A 17,081-nucleotide genomic window follows, 5' to 3' on the forward strand; every position below is an offset into this window, starting at 1 on the left:
GGGCATCGTCTGAGCCGGCACCCGAGTGGGCCGCCGACCGCCCCGGGGCGACCCAACATTGTTAGTGGTGTTAATAAGGAGGCGTGGATTACACGTTCGACGTTATCGCCGCTGATGAGCATGACCGGCTCACGGCTCTCTACGAGCCGTTGACGCGGGCTGTGCGTGAGCTCGTCGACGCCGGCATCCGTTCGGGAGCCGACGAAGCCACCATCGCCGGCGCCACCCAGACGATCGAGGCGGTTACCGAGGCGCTGCGCCGTGAGCAGCCCGACCGGCCGCAGGCGATGCGGCACGCAGAGACGGGCCGGCCGGTGGTGTGGGCGAATCCGGTGGTCGGAGCGCGCAATGCGCTGGCCCCGCCGCTGGACATCCACCACCAACCCGATGGCACCTGCTGGAGCGAGTTCGCCCTGGGCGCGGCGTATGAGGGGCCACCGGGCTGGGTACACGGCGGCATCTGCGCGCTTGTGCTCGACCACATCCTCGGTGAGGTGGCCAGTGGCGGGCTGAACAAGCCGCTCTACACCGGGACCATCACTTGCCGGTATGTGCGCGGAACGCCGTTGGGGGAGTTGCGTGCCGACGCGTTCGTCGAGCGCACCGAGGGCATCAAGACGTTCGCGCGTGGCCGGCTCAGTGACGCCGACGGGGTGACCGTCGAGGCCGAAGGCGTATTCATCATGCCGGCCTGGGCCCGGAACGCCGGATGAAGTTCTATGTCGCCAGCGGTTTCGTCGATACCTCCGAGCTAATCGAAATCGCCAAAGCTGCAGACGATCTCGGCTACGACGGGATGGGCATACCCGACCACATCGTCAATCTGGAGACGCTGTCAACGCCGTACCCGTACACGCGGGACGGCGAGCGCCGCTGGCAGCCGTTCACCCACTGGCCCGATCCGTGGGTGCTGGTCGGTGCGCTGGCTGCGGTGACCACGCGGTTGCGGTTCACCACCACGGTGTACATCCCCGCCATGCGCGACCCGTACGCGACGGCCAAAGCCATCGGCACCGCGGCGTGTCTGGCCGGTGGCCGCGTCGATCTCGGCGTCGGTGTCGGGTGGTGCAAGGACGAATTCGACCTCGTCGGGCAGCGCTTCGACGCCAGGGGGCGTCGCACCGACGAAATGCTGGAACTGATGCAGGCGCTGTGGTCGCCCGGGTGGACCGAGTTCAGCGGCGAGTTCTACTCCGCCCCACGGCTCGAGATGGAACCCACGCCGCCACCCATCCCGATCTGGGTCGGCGGCCTGTCCGATCTGGCACTGCGAAGGGCGGCCCGCAACGACGGGTGGATCGGCGATCTCATCACCACCGACCGCGCCATCGACTCGATTGCCCGCATCCGTGAACTGCGCGCCGAAGCCGGGTTGTCGATGGCCGATTTCACCGTCCTGACCCCGTTGGTCGACGCGGTCACCATCGCGGACTACCAACGTGCCGAGGCCGGCGGGATCACCCACATCCTGACCATGCCGTGGATGTTCTACACCGGCCCTGACGCCACACTGGCCGAGAAGATCGACGGTTTGAAGCGCTTCCGGAAAGACCTCGCGCTCGACGGCTAACGGCGACGGAAACGGCTGAGTAGCCCGCCGCGGTAGGCCGGTTCGCCCGCTCTGGCCGCGGTCGTCGTCCTGGCCGCTCCGACGCGACGCCGGCCGTCGACCGACAGGGTTCCCGCGCCGGTGGTGGCCAGCAGCAGGAAGGCGAAGCAGTACAGGATCGCCGCCTCACCGCCGTTGCCGCCCATCGCCTTGTCGAAGGGCCAGAAGCTCGCTGCGGGGCCCTCGAGCGGGGGCCAGTGCATCCAGAAGTAGGCGACGGCCATGTGACCCGCCGCGATGAATGCCGCTATCCGCGTGAAGAACCCGACCGCGATGAGCAGACCGGCGACGAATTCGATCAGGCCTGCCCACCAGGACGGCCACGTGCCGACCGGAATCGAGGCGCCCAGCGGCCAGCCGAACAGCTTCATGCTGCCGTGCAGCGCAAACAACAGACCGAACATGATGCGGAAAATGCTCAACACCGGGGAGGAGTAACTCGCGAGCCGAGCGTCGAAGTTGGTCGTCATGGGCCGACCATACGCCGAATTTCCCAGGAATCTCACAGCTCGAGGAGCACCGTTACCGGCCCGTCATTGACTAGTTCCACCTGCATGTCCGCACCGAAAACCCCCGTTTGCACAGTCGCCCCGAGCCCGCGTAGGGCGTCGGTGAATTCGGCTACCAGCGGTTCGGCGACCGGGCCGGGTGCCGCGGCGTTCCACGACGGCCGCCTGCCTTTGTCGGTGTTGGCGTACAACGTGAACTGACTGATCACCAGGATCGGCGCGCCGATATCGGAGGCAGACCGCTCGTCGTCGAGAATCCTTAACTGCCAGAGCTTTTCGGCCATTCTCTTCGCTTTGGCCACATCGTCGTCGTGGGTCACCCCGACCAGGGCCAGCAGACCCTGTGAATATGGTTCGATGGCGCCGACGACATCGCCGTCGACCGACACCCGCGCGGTGGACACCCGCTGCACCAGAACACGCACGGGATCAATTGTCCATCAGCCCCAGCGGTTGATGACCTCACCCACCGGCCGGCCGGCGGCCAGAGCCGCCATCATCAGCACCCGCGCCTGGCTGGGCCGCAGGTTGGGGACCATCACCGCGCCGGCTTTGACCATGTCGTCAGCCGGACCGTATTCATCGAGGACCTGCCCGGCCGGCACGCGGCTGGAGATGCCGAAGGCCACGCCGGCCGGCGCGTGGCGGCGCACCGCGTCCACCACGCCCTCACCGGCATTGCCCGATCCCAGTGCCTCCAATACGATTCCGCGCGCTCCGGCGGCGACGGCGGCATCGATGGGGCCGGGGCCGTCACCCGGAAAAGCCGCGACAACGGCGACCCGTGGTGCACCGGCCGCCGAGACCTCACCGACGAATGGCCGCCGCGCGGGATGGTTCAGCGTGAAGGTGTCGTTGGCGACGGACCCCATCGGTGGTGTGCCGCCGAACGCGTTGAGATCCTGGGTGTTCACCTTGTGGGTGCCCAACGCCTGAAACACGTTACCCGCGAACACAATCATCACGCCTTGATCGCGTGCGGCGGGACTGGACGCGACGGTGATCGCATCCCGCATGTTGGTCGGACCGTCGGCGTCGGGACTGTCGGAACTGCGCTGCGCCCCGGTCAGCACGATCGGCGCGGACCCGTTGTACGTGACGTCCAGCCACATCGCGGTGTCTTCCATGCTGTCGGTGCCGTGGGTGATCACCACGCCCGAAGCCCCGTCTGCCACAGCTTTCTTTGCTGCCGCTCCGATCACGTCCCAGTCCGGCGGCGTCAACTGTGAACTGTCCTTTTGCATCACATCGACGACCTGGACGTCGAGGCCCGCGGCCAGTTCTGCACCGCCGACCGTCGGGCGGCGCACACCGCTGGCGTCGGTGCTCGTCGCGATGGTCCCGCCGGTGGTGATCACCACGACCCGGCCGGGCGCCGGCTCGGCATTCGCCGATGTAGTCATACTCGTGAAACAGCCTGCCGTCAGTGCGATTACGAAGAGAAACCTGCCCATCAACACGGGGGAGTTCATGCGGCAGACATTACGCTGGAATCCGCCAGATTTTCCCAGGTAGACACGCATTCATGCGAAAGGGGCCGGGCAGCGCGAACGCCACCCGGCCCCTGACGACAACGACTTATACGTCGTAGTACAGCGCGAATTCGTACGGATGCGGCCGGATCTGGATCGGCATGATCTCGTTTTCCCGCTTGTACGAGATCCAGGTCTCGATCAGATCCTCGGTGAACACGCCACCCTCGGTGAGGTACTCGTGATCCTCTTCGAGTTTGTCGATCACCGCGGACAGCGAGGTGGGCGCCTGCGGGATGTTGGCGGCCTCGTCCGGCGGCAGTTCGTAGAGATCCTTGTCGACCGGGGCGAGCGGCTCGATCTTCTTCTTGATGCCGTCGATACCTGCCATGAGCATCGCCGCGAACGCCAGGTACGGGTTGCCCGAGCTGTCCGGGCAACGGAACTCGAGGCGCTTGGCCTTCGGGTTGTTGCCGGTGATAGGAATGCGCACGCAAGCACTGCGGTTGCGCTGGCTGTACACCAGGTTGATCGGGGCCTCGTAGCCCGGCACCAGACGCTTGTAGGAGTTCACCGTCGGGTTGGTGAACGCCAGCAGCGACGGCGCGTGGTGCAGGATGCCGCCGATGTAGTGGCGGGCCGTGTCGGACAGGCCGGCATAGCCGGACTCGTCGTGGAACAGCGGCTGGCCGTCCTTCCACAGCGACTGGTGGGCGTGCATGCCCGACCCGTTGTCACCGAACAGCGGCTTGGGCATGAACGTGACGCTCTTGCCGGCCTGCCACGCGGTGTTCTTGATGATGTACTTGAACAGCAGCACATCGTCGGCCGCATGCAGCAGCGTGTTGAACTTGTAGTTGATCTCGGCCTGGCCCGCTGTGCCGACCTCATGGTGACCGCGCTCCAGGGTGAACCCGGCGTTGATCAGGTTGGTGGCCATCTCATCGCGCAGGTCGACGTAGTGGTCGTACGGGGCGACGGGGAAGTAGCCGCCCTTGGGACGGACCTTGTATCCGCGGTTGGCGCTGCCGTCGGCCTCGTAGGGCTCACCGGTGTTCCACCAGCCCGACTCGGAGTCGACCTCGTAGAAGGTGCCGTTGATCTTCGAGTCGAAGCTCACCGAGTCGAAGATGTAGAACTCGGCCTCGGCCCCGAAGAAGCAGGTGTCGGCGATACCGGTGCTGGCCAGGTAGTTCTCCGCCTTGCGGGCCACGTTGCGGGGGTCGCGGGAGTACGCCTCACGGGTGAACGGATCATGCACGAAGAAGTTCAGGTTGAGGGTCTTGGCGGCCCGGAACGGGTCGATCCGTGCGGTGTCTGCGTCGGGCAGCAACATCATGTCGGATTCGTGAATCGACTGGAAGCCGCGGACCGAGGAGCCGTCGAACGCAAGCCCGTCCTCGAAGACGCTCTCGTCGAACGCCGATGCCGGGATCGAGAAGTGCTGGACGACGCCGGGCAGATCGCAGAACCGAATGTCGACGTACTCGACGTTTTCGTCCTTGATCAGCTTGATGATGTCGTCGGGCGTCTTTTCTGCCACTGAGTGTTCTCCTTTACTGGTAACCCGCGGGTTGACGCTAAGGACACCATGTTGCGCGGTCATCAACCGCATGTTGCGCCGACGTTACGCAATCCGCTTTGCCGGCGGCCTGCAGCTACTCGTGCGATCCCGCCTATCCTGTCACCATGGGCCGCACGATGGGGACCTGGCTGTCCGGTCCCGGACCTTTCGACTCCGGGGACGGCAGCCCGGACGCTCCCGCCATGTATCCGGGCGAACGTCTCGGACTACCGGAAAACGGCTCCGGGTCGATGGCCCGGATGGGGCGTCGCATCGGAGCGCTGTGCGTCGACTGGCTGATGGCTTACGGGCTGGCAGCGCTCGCGATGTCCGTCGGCCTCGTCTCGATGGCAATGCTCTCGACCGCGGTGCTGGTGATCTGGATGGTGTTGGGCACGGTCGCCGTGCGGCTGTTCTCGTTCACCCCCGGACAGTTGGCCCTCGGGTTGGTGGTGGTGCCCGCGGACGGCCGCGACCGCATCGGCATCGTCCGGGCCTTCATCCGGGTTGTGCTCGTCGCCCTGGTGATCCCGCCGTTGGTTTCCGACAAGGATCTTCGCGGCCTGCATGACCTGGCCAGCCACACCGCGGTGGTGCGCCGCTAGCTTCGCCCGAATGTGAAGAAGATCGCGAGGTTGACGAAGATTCTCGCGATCTTGTTCACATCCGGCGGGAAAAACCTACCGTCGACGCACGGTCCGCTGCACACCGCGCATCTTCGCCGCGGCCGGCATCGGACCCTTGGGCATCGCGGCGGGCCCGACCTTGGTGCCAAGGGCGGCCAGTCGTGACTCCAGTGCATCCATCTGCTTGACGGTGATGTTCGCGGGCAGCTTCGTCAGGTGGCGTTCCAGCTTCGACAGCGGGATCTCGCCCTCGCCGTTGCCGACCACGACGTCGTAGATCGGGGTGTCGCCGATGAGCCGCGCTGTGCGCTTCTTCTCCTGCGCGAGCAGCGGCTTGACCCGCGTAGGGGAGCCTTCACCGACGAAGATGACACCCGGCCGGCCGATCACCCGGTGCACCGCGTCGAAGTGTCCGGTTGCCGCCACGCCCGGGGTGACCCGCCACTTGCCGCGAAGGTTGTCCAGCGCCCAGGCGGCCGCCCCGGTCTGGCCCTCGGCCTTGCGGTAGACCGACTTCTGGGCACGGCGGCCGAAGATGATGAACGCCACCAGCGCGCCCAGCACGATGCCGAGCGGGATGAGCGTGTACATGGTGAACCCGCCGATGAGCACCCCACCGGCCACGGCTAGGCCGACGATCAGCACGAACGCGCCGATCATGTACGGCAGCAGCCGCTTGTCCTCTTTGCGCTGCATCTGGAACGCCTGCCACAGCTGGCTGCGGCGCTGCTTGGAGGCCGCCTTACGGGCAGCCTTCGCCTCGGCTTTTGCCGCTTTGGTTTCAGCGGCATTGCGGGATTTCGCCATTACTTCAGGATACTGGGGGCTGAGCGGCGAACCGAACCCGCGCGGCCTGTGCGTAGAGCTTGCCCGCCCGGTAGGACGACCGCACGAGTGGTCCGGCCAGCACACCGGCGAACCCGAGGCCCTCGGCGTAGGCCGAGAGCTCGACGAACTCGTCGGGATGGACCCAGCGTTCCACCGGGTGGTGACGCGGTGACGGCCGCAGGTATTGGGTGATGGTGACGATGTCGCAGCCCGCGTCGTGCAGGTCGCGCAGTGCGGTGTGTACCTCGTCGATCGTCTCGCCCATGCCGAGGATCAGGTTGGACTTGGTGACGAGCCCGAAGTTGCGGGCCGCGGTCAGCACCGCCAGGCTGCGGTCATAGCGGAACGCCGGCCGGATGCGCTTGAAGATCCGCGGCACTGTTTCGACGTTGTGCGCCAACACTTCCGGCCGCGACTCGAACACTTCCTCCAACTGCGCGGGGATGCCGTTGAAGTCCGGGATGAGCAGCTCCACACCCGTATTGGGGTTGAGCGCCTTGATCTGGCGGACGGTTTCGGCGTACAGCCAGGCGCCCCCGTCGGGAAGGTCGTCGCGGGCCACTCCGGTGACGGTCGAGTAGCGCAGGCCCATGGCCTGCACGCTCTCGGCGACCCGGCGCGGTTCGTCGCGGTCCAGCTCGGCGGGCTTGCCGGTGTCGATCTGGCAGAAGTCGCAGCGACGGGTGCACTGCTCGCCGCCGATCAAGAACGTGGCTTCCCGGTCTTCCCAGCATTCGAAGATGTTGGGGCAGCCGGCTTCTTCGCACACGGTGTGCAAGCCTTCGCGCCGGACCAGGCCCTTGAGTTCGGTGTACTCCGGACCCATCTTGGCGCGGGTCTTGATCCACGGTGGCTTGCGCTCGATGGGAGTCTGCGCGTTACGCACCTCGAGCCGCAGCAGCTTCCGACCTTCTGGGACGACACTCACTGTGTTAATGCTACTTCCAGTCGTCCGTCGAGCGCGTCACACACCGCTGCGGCGACCCGGTCGGTGACGTCGTCCACGGTGACCCGGCGGCCCAGTTCGGCGGTCAGCGACGTCACCCCGGCATCGGAGATGCCGCACGGCACGATCGACGAGAACGCCGACAGGTCGCAGTCGCAATTGAGTGCGAAGCCGTGCAGCGTCGTCGCGCGCGACACCCGGATCCCGATCGCCCCGACCTTGCGGGCGGGACGGATGTCGTCGCCCCGAACCCACACACCCGAGCGGCCCTCGACCCGGCCGGTTTGCAATCCGAGGTCAGCGCACACCGTGATCAACGATTCTTCAAGGCGCCGAACGAAATTGACCACGTCCAGCGGTTCGGTAAGCCCGATGATCGGATAGCCGACGAGTTGGCCGGGGCCGTGCCAGGTGATCTTGCCGCCACGGTCGGTGTCGACGACAGGGACCCCGTTCCCCAAAGAGACGGGCCGTTCGTGCGTCTCGGTGCGCTTGCCCGCGGTGTAGACGGCGGGATGCTGGAGCAACAGCAGGGTGTCGGGCCCGCCGGCCACCCGGGCGTCGGCGATCTCGCGCTGCATCTGCCAAGCAGTCTGGTAATCGACGGTGCCCAACCGCCGTACCTCTATTGCCGCACGTGCGGCGCGGATGGACGTCACAGTCTCGACGGTACCCGTCAGAGGTCCTTGGGGGCGGTGACGTAGGCGAGCGCCTCGCGCACGGTGTTGTGGTGGAAGCTGAAACCGAAACGCTCCAGAACCGCGGGAATGGCCCGCTGCCCCGCCAGCAGTCCCTCCTCGGCGAACTCGCCGAGCGCCGCGCGCAGCGCGAAACCCGGCACGATCACCGGAGTGGGGCGGTTCAGCGCCCGGCCCAGCGCGGCGGTGAACTCGGCGTTGGTAACCGGGGCCGGGCCGGTGAGGTTCACCGGACCGGCCAGCGCGTCGGTCCACATCGTGTAGAGAACGGCTCGAACCTCGTCCTCCAGGCTGATCCAGGGCAGATACTGGCGGCCGTTGCCCAGCCGGGCGCCAAGCCCGAACGAGAACAGCGGTTTGAGCCGGCCGAGCATGCCGCCGGACTGAGCCAGGACCAAGCCGGTGCGCAGCAGCACCACCCGGGTTCCGGCCGCAGTGGCCACGGCAGTGGCAGCCTCCCAGTCCTGACACAGCTGCGCCAGGAAACCCCTTCCGGCCGTGGCTGATTCGTCGGTGACGTGATCGCGGGTGTCGCCGTAATAGCCGACGGCGCTGGCGTTGACGAGCACCGGCACCCCGGCCTCGGCCACCGCGCCGGCCAACACCTCGGTGGGGCCGATGCGGCTGTCGCGCAGGCTCTGCTTGAACGCGCCCGACCAGCGTTTCGCGCCGACGTTGACGCCGCAGAGATTCACCGCGACGTCGACGCCCCGCAGTGCCCCGGCGTCGAACTCACCGGCGTCGGGGTTCCAGAACAACTCATCGCCGTTCGACGGCGCCCGGCGCACAATCCGTAACACGCGGTGATCGGCAGCCCGCAACGCTGACACCAGCGCCGAGCCGATCAGCCCAGAGGACCCCGCGATCGCGACGACGGCCAAGGCCTTAAAGCCCCAGGTCCGCCTCGAATGCACCGTCCTCAAGCCTGCGCTTGATGGTGGTCACGAACCGTCCGGCGTCGGCGCCGTCGATCAGCCGGTGGTCGTAGGTCAGCGGCAGGTAGCACACCGACCGCACACCGATCGACTCGTTGCCGAACTCGTCGACGATCACCCGCGGCCGTTTGACGATCGCGCCGGTACCCAGCATCGCCGCCTGCGGCGGGACCAGGATCGGGGTGTCGAACAGCGCGCCCTGGCTGCCGATGTTGGTGATGGTGAACGTGCCACCGGCCAGCTCGTCAGGCTTGAGTTTGCCCGACCGGGCGCGCGCGGCGATGTCGGCGATGGCGCGAGCCAGCCCACCCAGCGACAGGTCACCTGCATTGTGGATCACCGGCGAGAGCAGACCCTGATCGGTGTCGACCGCGAAGCCCAGGTGCTCGGCGTCGTAGTACGTGATCTCTTTGTTGTCCTCGTTGTAGCTGGCGTTGACGTTCGGGTGAGCCTTCAGCGCGTCGATCACGGCGCGCGCGATGAACGGCAGGTAGGTCAGGTTGACGCCCTCGCGCTCGGCGAAATCGGCCTTCGCCCTGGCCCGCAACGCCACGATCTTGGTCATGTCGACCTCGTGGGTCTGCGTCAACTGCGCAGTGGCCTGCAAGGACTCTCGCGTCTTCTTCGCCGTGATCTGCCGGATCCGGTTGGCTTTCTGAGTGGTGCCGCGCAGATGTGCCAACGCAGGTGCGGGGGCAGCCGGGGCGGAAGGCGCCGCGGCCGGTGCGGCAGCCGCCGGTGCGGCCGGGGGAGCCTTCTTGGCGTCGGCCGCCGCAAGCACGTCCTGCTTGCGGATCCGGCCGCCCACCCCGGTGCCCTTCACCGTGGCGAGGTCAATCCCGTTCTCCGAAGCGAGCTTTCGCACCAGTGGGGTGACGTAGGGCGAGCCGTCCGTGGACGCCGCGGGCGCGGCCGGTTCGGCTTTGGGTTCCGGCTTTGGTTCTGGCTTTGGCTCGGGTTTCGGTTCCGGCTTCGGCTCAGGCTTGGGTTCGGCTTTGGGTTCCGGCTTCGGCTCAGGCTTGGGCTCGGGTTTCGGCTCAGGCTTGGCCTCCGGCGCGGGAGCGGCTCCGGCCTCACCGATCTTGGCCAGTTCGCCGCCGACCGCGACGGTGTCGTCTTCCTCCGCGGTGATCGACAGCAAGGTGCCCGCGACCGGGGACGGGATCTCGGTGTCGACCTTGTCGGTGGACACCTCCACGAGCGGTTCGTCGACGCCGACGCTGTCACCGACGTTCTTCAGCCACCGCGTCACGGTGCCTTCGGTCACCGATTCCCCCAGCTCCGGCATCACGACCGAGGTGGACTCTCCGGAGGCTGCCGGAGCCTGCGCTGCCGGCTCCGACGACGGGGCCGGCTCGGGCTCGGCGGTTTCGGCGGGGGCCGCTTCAGGCTCGGTGGCGGCAGGTTCCGGCTCCGGTTCCGGTTCGGACTTCGCCTCCGGCTCGGCGGCGGGAGTTTCTGCGGCGCCCTCGCCGGCGTCGCCGATGACGGCGAGTTCGCCACCGATCTCGACGGTGTCGTCCTCCTGCGCGACGATCTTCGTCAAAACACCCGCGGCCGGTGACGGGATCTCGGTGTCAACCTTGTCGGTGGACACCTCGAGCAACGGCTCGTCGAGTTCGACCGTGTCGCCCTCCTGTTTAAGCCAACGGGTGACGGTCCCCTCAGTGACACTCTCACCTAGCGCGGGCATCTGGACGGAGATGGCCATGTGTTTTGACTCCTCGGACGGTCACTTGTGACGACTCGAACTCTGGCTTACCACAGCAAGGTGCACTGGGTACGGCACCTAGGTGGATTGTCCGGACCATCCTTTCACTGCTCGACGATTCGCACTCACTCAGGGTTACTCATGTCTCCCGGGACCTCTGGCACTATCGAATCAGGGGTTCCACAGTTAGGAGACCGTTCCGTTGGGGCTGTTCGACAGGTTCCGCCGCCGCGGCTCGGCGCGCGGAGTCGGTAACGATCCGGCTGCCGATCTGCGGTACTTGCGGCAGTGGGTAGCCGAGCACATCGGGGTCGAGGCGTACATCGAACCCAGGACCACCGTCACAGACGTCACCGTCGTGCTGGTCGCCGCCGACGGCGAGTGGACCAGACGCCGGGCAGGCGGTGACGCCGGCGCGCGGCGGCTCAGCGACCGGCTGCAGATTCCGGTGTACGACGTCCAGAGGGTCGGCTATCCGCAGCGGATGCGGGACTACGATGCGCGTCGCCGAATCGAACGGCAGCGCGCCGCTCGACAGGAACTCGACGAGCGCTAAAGTCAGTGCAACCGATACCTACGGTATTGGGTACTGGCCGTAACAGACAATCTCGCGGAGGGTCACCAATGCAGCGCTTCGTCGACAGTCAGGACGGGACCCGCATCGCGGTCTACGAGCAGGGCGATCCGGACCGCCCGACTCTGGTGATGGCGCACGGCTGGCCCGACTCACACGTCCTGTGGGACGGCGTGGTCGCCGAACTGGGGGACCGGTTCAACATCGTGCGCTACGACAACCGCGGTGCCGGGGCTTCCGATGTACCAAAGCCCTCTTCCGCCTACACGATGGCAAAGCTGGCCGACGACTTCGAAGCCGTCATCGGCGAGGTGAGCCCGGGCGCGCCGGTGCACGTGCTGGCCCACGACTGGGGTTCGGTCAGTATCTGGGAGTATCTGAGCCGGCCCGGCGCCCATGACCGCGTCGCATCGTTCACGTCGGTGTCGGGCCCCAGCACCGATCATTACGGCGGTTTCATCTTCGGCGCGTTGGCGCGGCCGTACCGGCCTGTTCGATTCGTGCGCGCGCTGGGCCTGGCATCGCGGATGAGTTACTGGATTCCGTTCTCGGTGCCGGTGATAGCACCCGCGTTGATGCGCGCCGGCCTCGCTCGCCGGCTGCAGAACATCGACTCCCCCGATGGGCCCAAGTTCCGGTCTGAGCAGTTCGACGTCGACGCCGCCAACTCGCTGAAGATCTATCGGGCGCTGTTCCGCACAGTTGGCCGGACCAGATCCGACCACTACGTGTCGATCCCGGTTCAGACGATCGTCGGCGACCACGATCCCGTCGTCAAACAACGCGCGCTCGACGATCTGTCACGGTGGGCGCCGCAGCTGTGGCAGCGCAATATCAAAGCCGGGCACTGGTCGCCGATGTCGCATCCGCAGGTCCTCGCACAGGCGGTGACCGAACTCGTCGACCATCTCGGGGGTGCGCCCGCCGCCCGCGCGCTGCGGCGCGCGCAGATCGGCCGGCCACGGAAAGCGTTCGGCGACATGCTGGTTTCGGTGACCGGCGGGGCAAGTGGCATCGGGCAGGCGACCGCGCTGGCATTCGCCGAGCAGGGCGCCGAGGTCGTGGTCAGTGATATCGACGAGGCAGGCGCGAAGGCGACCGCAGCCGTGATCGCCGAGCGCGGTGGTGTCGCGCATGCCTACGGGCTCGACGTCGCAGACGCCGACGCGGTGGAACGCTTCGTCGAGCAGGTGTGCGCCACTCACGGGGTGCCCGACGTGGTGGTCAACAACGCCGGCATCGGCCATGGCGGAAACTTCCTCGACACCCCGGCCGAGCAGTTCGACCGGGTGCTCGAGGTCAACTTGGGCGGAGTTGTCAACTGCTGCCGGTCGTTTGCCCGTCGACTCGTCGAACGCGGCAGCGGCGGGCACATGGTCAACGTCGCCTCGATGGCGGCCTACACGCCGGCCGGGTCGATGAATGCCTACGCCACCAGCAAGGCCGCGGTGTTCATGTTCTCCGATTGTCTGCGGGCCGAATTGGCTTCGGCCGGAATCGGTTTGACGACAATCTGCCCGGGCGTGATCGACACCAACATCGTGGACACCACGCGCTTCGACGTTCCTGAAGACCGGGTGGCCGAGGTGGAGAAACGCCGCGCCCAGGCCAAAAAGGCTTTCCAGGCGCGAAATTACGGCCCCGAGAAGGTGGCCAAGGCCATCCTCTCGGCGGTGTCCAAGAATCAGGCGCTGCGGCCCGTTACGCCGGAAGCCTATGCGGCATACGGAATTTCGCGATTAGCACCGTCGGCGATGCGTCGCGCCGCCCGCTCACAGGTGCTTTAACCCTGCTCTGCGATGTCCTCCAGGACGGCGAACATCGTCCGTGTGGGCACCCCGGTGCCGCCCTTGGGGGTGTAACCCCACGGCCCGCTGGTGTTGTACGCCGGTGCGGCGATGTCGATGTGGGCCCAGTCCACCCCGTCGGCGACGAACTCGCGCAGGTAGGTACCCGCGACCAGCATCCCGGCATAGCGTGATCCGCTGACGTTGGCCAGATCGGCGACCGTGGACTTGAGGTCGTCCTTGAGTTCCTCGGGAAGCGGCATGGCCCAGCCGTTTTCGCCGACGGACTGGGACAGCGTGGCGACCCGGTCGCGGAACTCGTCGCTGCCCATCACGCCGGGCGTGCGAGCCCCGAGCGCCACGGTCTGCGCACCGGTCAAGGTGGACGTCTCGATCACGTAATCCGGCTCGTCCTCGCAGGCCCGCACGATCGCGTCGGCCAGGATCAGCCGGCCCTCGGCGTCGGTGTTGAGCACCTCGACCGTGATGCCCCCGTACTGGGTCAGCACGTCGCCGGGGCGCTGTGCGGTCGACGACGGCATGTTCTCGGCCATCGGCACGGTCGCGATCACGTCGATCGGCAACTGGCGCACCGCGGCCAGCACCACGGTCGCGATGACCGCAGCGGCACCGCCCATATCGGAGGTCATGTGGTGCATGTTGGCGGCGGGCTTGATCGAGATGCCGCCGGTGTCGAACGTGATGCCCTTGCCGACCAGTGCGACCCTCTTGGAGTTGCTCTTGCCGCCCCGGTGGGTCAGCCGCACCAGCCGTGGCGGCCGCGAGGACCCCTGGCCGACGCCGACGATGCCGCCGTAACCGGCCTTCGCCAATGCCTTTTCGTCCAGCACTTCCACCTCGAGGCCGGCTGCCTCACCCAAAGCCTTTGCCCGCTTGGCGAACTCGGCCGGGAACAGGTGGCTTGGCGGGGTGTTCACGAAGTCGCGGGCAGTCGCCACGGCGGTCGCGATATCAACGGCACGGTCGGCGGCCTTCTTGGTTGCGGCCTTCGCGTCGGGAGCCAACACGGTGATCTTGGTCAGGCCGCAATCCTTGGGCGCGGTCTTCTCGCTGCGGAAGTCGCTGAACCGGTAGGCGCCGAGGATCAACCCCTCGACGGCTGCTTCCAGATCAATCGCAGACAGCGACGTCACGACCGTTTCCACCTTGTCCAGCGAACGGGCCGCGGCGCCGGCGGCGCGCCGGATCAGATCCGCAGGCCACTCGTCCCGCGGCTTGCCGAGGCCGACGGTCACCACACTGGCGACCGGCAACGATCCGACCACCAATCGGTGCAGTTGGCCTTCGCCTCCGGTGGCGTTCAGCGCGCGCAGGCCCGCGGTGATCTCGGCGACCGCGTCGGCGTCCAGGAACGCCCCGCTGTCGAGCACTCTGGGGGAGCCGTCACCGTTTCCGTCGTCCGTCACGACCGGGACGAGTAGGACGGCGTCGCTCTTGCGCTTGGGCAGGGTCGAGCTGACGGTGACGGACGGGGACTGGTAGCCAGGGGCGCTGCTCACGAGCTCCAACACTAGCCAACCGCTAGTCGGCGGGGTGCGGATGCAGGTCGAAGGCCGCGACGGGCGCATAGAAACCCTTGAGTGTCAACGGTTCCTGCGCGACGGCCGGCCAGTCGGGCAGTTCGTCGCGCAGCGCGGCATCGGCGAGGATCTGGCTGGGACCTGCCGCGGAGACCAGCCGGGCGGCGAGATTCACGGGGCTGCCGAAGTAATCGCCGTTGATCGCCAGCACGGTGCCGAATGCCAGCCCGGCGCGCACGTCCAACCCGGTTTCGCGGGCCCGTGGATGCTCGATGAGGTCGAGCGCCGCCTGGGCCAACAGCTGCGGGGTGGCGCTCACCCACATCACCGCGTCGCCGATGAACTTCACCACCCGGCCGCCGTCGGACTGGACCACATCGGTGACGGTGGCGCCGAACTCGTTGAGCAGGCTCGACAACTCGGCCGGGGTGAGCAGCTGGGTCAGCGCGGTGAAACCGGAGAGGTCGGCGAAGCCGACACCACACACCACGCTTTCCGACGGGTTGGGCTGAATCCCCTCGAAGTAGGTTCGGGCGCCGGCCAGGTGGTGGCGGTGCACAGCGTCGATCAGGCGACCTATCCGGGGGATGAGCGCTGCGACCCCGCGATAGGCCCGCGCCGTGGTGAGCTCGTCGTGACTGTGGCTGATCCAGATGTCGGGCTTACCGGCGCGGACCACCGCCGATTCGGCCTCGGCGAGTCGGGCCATGGATGCACCGATGACCCGCAGTAGACCGGCCGCGGCGTCATCGCCAAGTCCGGTCCTCATCGCGACGCAGGTCGTCAGGGCATCGACGTCGGCCTGACTCAGCGTCAGCTGATCGGGGTCGCTGACCGTGAGGCCGAGGACGGCCCAGAACCGCATGACGTCGTCGATTGGCAGTTCCAGCGCTTCGGCCGCCGTCTGCAAGCTATAGGTCGGCGGGCCGGACCGCTGCAACGAGTCGCCTGCCAGACCGAACAACCGGCCGTGCCGCTCGGCGTCCACCATCTCCTCAGCAGTGAAGCCCAGGCCGTCGAGGTATTCGAGGAGCGCCGCCCGCCGGCGCGCGTCGGCGATCCCGGCCGCCTCCAGCGCATCGAAATCGACCATCTACCCGAGTCTGCCAGCGCAGGCGGCCGGATTAAGGTGGATCGCCATGGGCGAGCTGCTGCACGGACCGCTGGAAGACCACCACCGCGAGCTGGGAGCCAGCTTCGCCGAGTTCGGCGGCTGGCTGATGCCGGTGTCCTATGCGGGGACCGTCACCGAACACGCCGCGACCCGCAACACCGTCGGCCTGTTCGATGTCAGCCACCTCGGCAAGGCCCTGGTGCGCGGACCGGGAGCGGCCGCGTACGTCAACTCCGCACTCACCAACGATCTCAACCGGATCGGGCCGGGCAAGGCGCAATACACCTTGTGCTGCAACGAATCTGGCGGCGTGATCGACGACCTGATCGCCTACTACGTCTCCGACGACGAGATCTTCCTGGTGCCCAACGCCGCCAACACCGCGGCGGTCGTGGCCGAACTGCAAAAGCATGCGCCAGCAGGTCTGACCATCACCGACGAGCACCGCTCGTATGCCGTGCTGGCCGTGCAGGGGCCAAAATCGACCGAGGTGCTCGACGCGCTCGGTCTGCCCACGGACATGGATTACATGGGATACGCGGACGCGGAATTCGAGGGTGCTGCGGCGGGCAGGAGCGCAGCGACCGGGGAATCGACTCGGGTGCGCGTGTGTCGCACCGGCTACACCGGTGAGCATGGTTACGAGCTGCTTCCGGCCTGGGACCGCGCTCCGGTGGTGTTCGACGCGCTGGTGCACGCGGTGCGGGTCGCCGGCGGGGAACCCGCCGGGCTGGGCGCCCGTGACACGTTGCGCACCGAGATGGGCTACCCCTTGCACGGCCATGAATTGTCCCTGGACATCTCACCGCTGCAGGCTCGCTGCGGCTGGGCGATCGGTTGGCGCAAGGATGCGTTCTGGGGACGCGACGCGCTGATGGCCGAGAAGGCGGCCGGGCCTGCCCGCGTCTTGCGTGGGCTCAAAGCCGTGGGCCGCGGTGTGCTGCGCGCCGACCTCGCGGTGTTGGACGGCGACACCCCGGTTGGCATCACCACGTCGGGAACCTTCTCGCCCACCTTGAAAGTCGGCATCGCGCTGGCGCTGATCGACACCGCCCACGAGGTCGCCGACGGTGACCGCGTCACCGTGGACGTGCGTGGCAGAGCGGTCGAATGCGAGGTCGTCAAGCCCCCCTTCGTGGCCCCGAAAACTCGTTAGCCTCGGCCTAT

At 67.2% G+C, this 17,081-nt stretch carries 17 protein-coding genes; 6 read left to right on the forward strand and 11 right to left on the reverse strand.

Annotated elements, in window-relative coordinates; all coding sequences use genetic code 11:
- The first annotated feature begins 83 nt into the window (after window positions 1-83).
- Both ABQF30_RS19415 and ABQF30_RS19420 read left to right on the forward strand, forming a co-directional pair.
- Entirely contained in the window at window positions 84-713 is a 630-nt protein-coding gene (locus ABQF30_RS19415; RefSeq protein ID WP_448466738.1) for a PaaI family thioesterase, read from the forward strand.
- Window positions 710-1,570, forward strand: a complete 861-nt coding sequence (locus ABQF30_RS19420; RefSeq protein ID WP_448466740.1) for a TIGR03619 family F420-dependent LLM class oxidoreductase — start codon at window positions 710-712, stop codon at window positions 1,568-1,570. Before ABQF30_RS19415 ends, ABQF30_RS19420 begins: the two co-directional genes overlap by 4 nt.
- On the opposite strand, the gene ABQF30_RS19425 is transcribed toward ABQF30_RS19420, so the two are convergent.
- The 4 genes from ABQF30_RS19425 to glnA all read right to left on the reverse strand — a co-directional run bounded on the left by ABQF30_RS19425 (window position 1,567) and on the right by glnA (window position 5,133).
- Entirely contained in the window at window positions 1,567-2,079 is a 513-nt protein-coding gene (locus ABQF30_RS19425; protein WP_448466742.1) for a DoxX family protein, read from the reverse strand. The two genes, ABQF30_RS19420 and ABQF30_RS19425, sit on opposite strands and share 4 nt — an antisense overlap.
- Window positions 2,080-2,111: 32 nt before the next feature.
- The gene (gene dtd, locus ABQF30_RS19430) at window positions 2,112-2,543 is read right to left on the reverse strand and encodes a D-aminoacyl-tRNA deacylase (protein ID WP_448466744.1); all 432 of its coding nucleotides are present in this window, start codon (window positions 2,541-2,543) and stop codon (window positions 2,112-2,114) included.
- A gap of 15 nt (window positions 2,544-2,558) precedes the next feature.
- Window positions 2,559-3,521: an asparaginase gene (locus ABQF30_RS19435; RefSeq protein ID WP_448466746.1), complete on the reverse strand. Its 963-nt coding sequence runs from the start codon at window positions 3,519-3,521 to the stop codon at window positions 2,559-2,561.
- A gap of 175 nt (window positions 3,522-3,696) precedes the next feature.
- Window positions 3,697-5,133 carry a type I glutamate--ammonia ligase gene (glnA, locus tag ABQF30_RS19440; protein WP_448466748.1) on the reverse strand — a complete coding sequence of 479 codons (1,437 nt, stop codon included), beginning with the start codon at window positions 5,131-5,133 and terminating at the stop codon, window positions 3,697-3,699.
- Window positions 5,134-5,279: 146 nt separating this feature from the next.
- On the opposite strand from glnA, the gene ABQF30_RS19445 reads away from it, so the two are divergent.
- A complete protein-coding gene (locus ABQF30_RS19445; RefSeq protein ID WP_448466750.1) occupies window positions 5,280-5,759 on the forward strand; it encodes an RDD family protein in 480 nt (159 codons plus the stop codon).
- Between the two features lie 75 nt (window positions 5,760-5,834).
- Here ABQF30_RS19445 and ABQF30_RS19450 read toward each other — a convergent pair whose 3' ends face one another.
- From ABQF30_RS19450 to sucB, 5 genes are read right to left on the reverse strand one after another with little or no spacing between them, the layout of a single operon-like run.
- Window positions 5,835-6,587 (reverse strand): DUF4191 domain-containing protein, encoded by a 753-nt coding sequence (locus ABQF30_RS19450; RefSeq protein ID WP_448466752.1) that lies wholly within the window; start codon window positions 6,585-6,587, stop codon window positions 5,835-5,837.
- 4 nt (window positions 6,588-6,591) lie between these two features.
- Complete coding sequence (gene lipA / locus ABQF30_RS19455; RefSeq protein WP_448466754.1) at window positions 6,592-7,536, reverse strand: lipoyl synthase; 945 nt, start codon at window positions 7,534-7,536, stop codon at window positions 6,592-6,594.
- The gene (gene lipB, locus ABQF30_RS19460) at window positions 7,533-8,213 is read right to left on the reverse strand and encodes a lipoyl(octanoyl) transferase LipB (RefSeq protein ID WP_448466756.1); all 681 of its coding nucleotides are present in this window, start codon (window positions 8,211-8,213) and stop codon (window positions 7,533-7,535) included. Before lipB ends, lipA begins: the two co-directional genes overlap by 4 nt.
- A 17-nt stretch (window positions 8,214-8,230) precedes the next feature.
- Entirely contained in the window at window positions 8,231-9,166 is a 936-nt protein-coding gene (locus ABQF30_RS19465; protein ID WP_448466758.1) for a TIGR01777 family oxidoreductase, read from the reverse strand.
- Window positions 9,138-10,898, reverse strand: a complete 1,761-nt coding sequence (gene sucB, locus ABQF30_RS19470; protein WP_448466760.1) for a 2-oxoglutarate dehydrogenase, E2 component, dihydrolipoamide succinyltransferase — start codon at window positions 10,896-10,898, stop codon at window positions 9,138-9,140. The genes ABQF30_RS19465 and sucB overlap by 29 nt, the downstream gene beginning before the upstream one ends.
- Window positions 10,899-11,100: 202 nt before the next feature.
- On the opposite strand from sucB, the gene ABQF30_RS19475 reads away from it, so the two are divergent.
- Both ABQF30_RS19475 and ABQF30_RS19480 read left to right on the forward strand, forming a co-directional pair.
- Window positions 11,101-11,454, forward strand: a complete 354-nt coding sequence (locus ABQF30_RS19475) for an oxidoreductase (RefSeq protein ID WP_448466762.1) — start codon at window positions 11,101-11,103, stop codon at window positions 11,452-11,454.
- A 68-nt stretch (window positions 11,455-11,522) separates the two neighbouring features.
- Window positions 11,523-13,259, forward strand: coding sequence for an SDR family oxidoreductase (locus ABQF30_RS19480; RefSeq protein WP_448466763.1), 1,737 nt, complete (start codon window positions 11,523-11,525; stop codon window positions 13,257-13,259).
- Here the strand turns inward: ABQF30_RS19480 and ABQF30_RS19485 are convergent.
- Together ABQF30_RS19485 and ABQF30_RS19490 are read right to left on the reverse strand one after the other, a co-directional pair.
- Window positions 13,256-14,779, reverse strand: a complete 1,524-nt coding sequence (locus tag ABQF30_RS19485) for a leucyl aminopeptidase (RefSeq protein ID WP_448466765.1) — start codon at window positions 14,777-14,779, stop codon at window positions 13,256-13,258. The two genes, ABQF30_RS19480 and ABQF30_RS19485, sit on opposite strands and share 4 nt — an antisense overlap.
- A 22-nt stretch (window positions 14,780-14,801) precedes the next feature.
- A complete protein-coding gene (locus ABQF30_RS19490) occupies window positions 14,802-15,893 on the reverse strand; it encodes an adenylate/guanylate cyclase domain-containing protein (RefSeq protein ID WP_448466767.1) in 1,092 nt (363 codons plus the stop codon).
- 46 nt (window positions 15,894-15,939) lie between these two features.
- Here ABQF30_RS19490 and gcvT point away from each other — a divergent pair, with 46 nt between their 5' ends.
- Entirely contained in the window at window positions 15,940-17,070 is a 1,131-nt protein-coding gene (gcvT, locus tag ABQF30_RS19495; RefSeq protein WP_448466769.1) for a glycine cleavage system aminomethyltransferase GcvT, read from the forward strand.
- Window positions 17,071-17,081 lie beyond the last annotated feature (11 nt).

The organism is Mycolicibacterium sp. XJ870 (assembly GCF_053483975.1).

What these genes read in the sequence shown, in the direction of transcription:
- ABQF30_RS19450 (WP_448466752.1), bottom strand. Translation starts at nt 6,587, where the DNA reads ATGGCGAAATCCCGCAATGCCGCTGAAACCAAAGCGGCAAAAGCCGAG.
- ABQF30_RS19490 (WP_448466767.1), bottom strand. Translation starts at nt 15,893, where the DNA reads ATGGTCGATTTCGATGCGCTGGAGGCGGCCGGGATCGCCGACGCGCGC.
- ABQF30_RS19435 (WP_448466746.1), bottom strand. Translation starts at nt 3,521, where the DNA reads ATGACTACATCGGCGAATGCCGAGCCGGCGCCCGGCCGGGTCGTGGTG.
- ABQF30_RS19445 (WP_448466750.1), top strand. Translation starts at nt 5,280, where the DNA reads ATGGGCCGCACGATGGGGACCTGGCTGTCCGGTCCCGGACCTTTCGAC.
- ABQF30_RS19425 (WP_448466742.1), bottom strand. Translation starts at nt 2,079, where the DNA reads ATGACGACCAACTTCGACGCTCGGCTCGCGAGTTACTCCTCCCCGGTG.
- ABQF30_RS19480 (WP_448466763.1), top strand. Translation starts at nt 11,523, where the DNA reads ATGCAGCGCTTCGTCGACAGTCAGGACGGGACCCGCATCGCGGTCTAC.
- gcvT (WP_448466769.1), top strand. Translation starts at nt 15,940, where the DNA reads ATGGGCGAGCTGCTGCACGGACCGCTGGAAGACCACCACCGCGAGCTG.
- sucB (WP_448466760.1), bottom strand. Translation starts at nt 10,898, where the DNA reads ATGGCCATCTCCGTCCAGATGCCCGCGCTAGGTGAGAGTGTCACTGAG.
- ABQF30_RS19420 (WP_448466740.1), top strand. Translation starts at nt 710, where the DNA reads ATGAAGTTCTATGTCGCCAGCGGTTTCGTCGATACCTCCGAGCTAATC.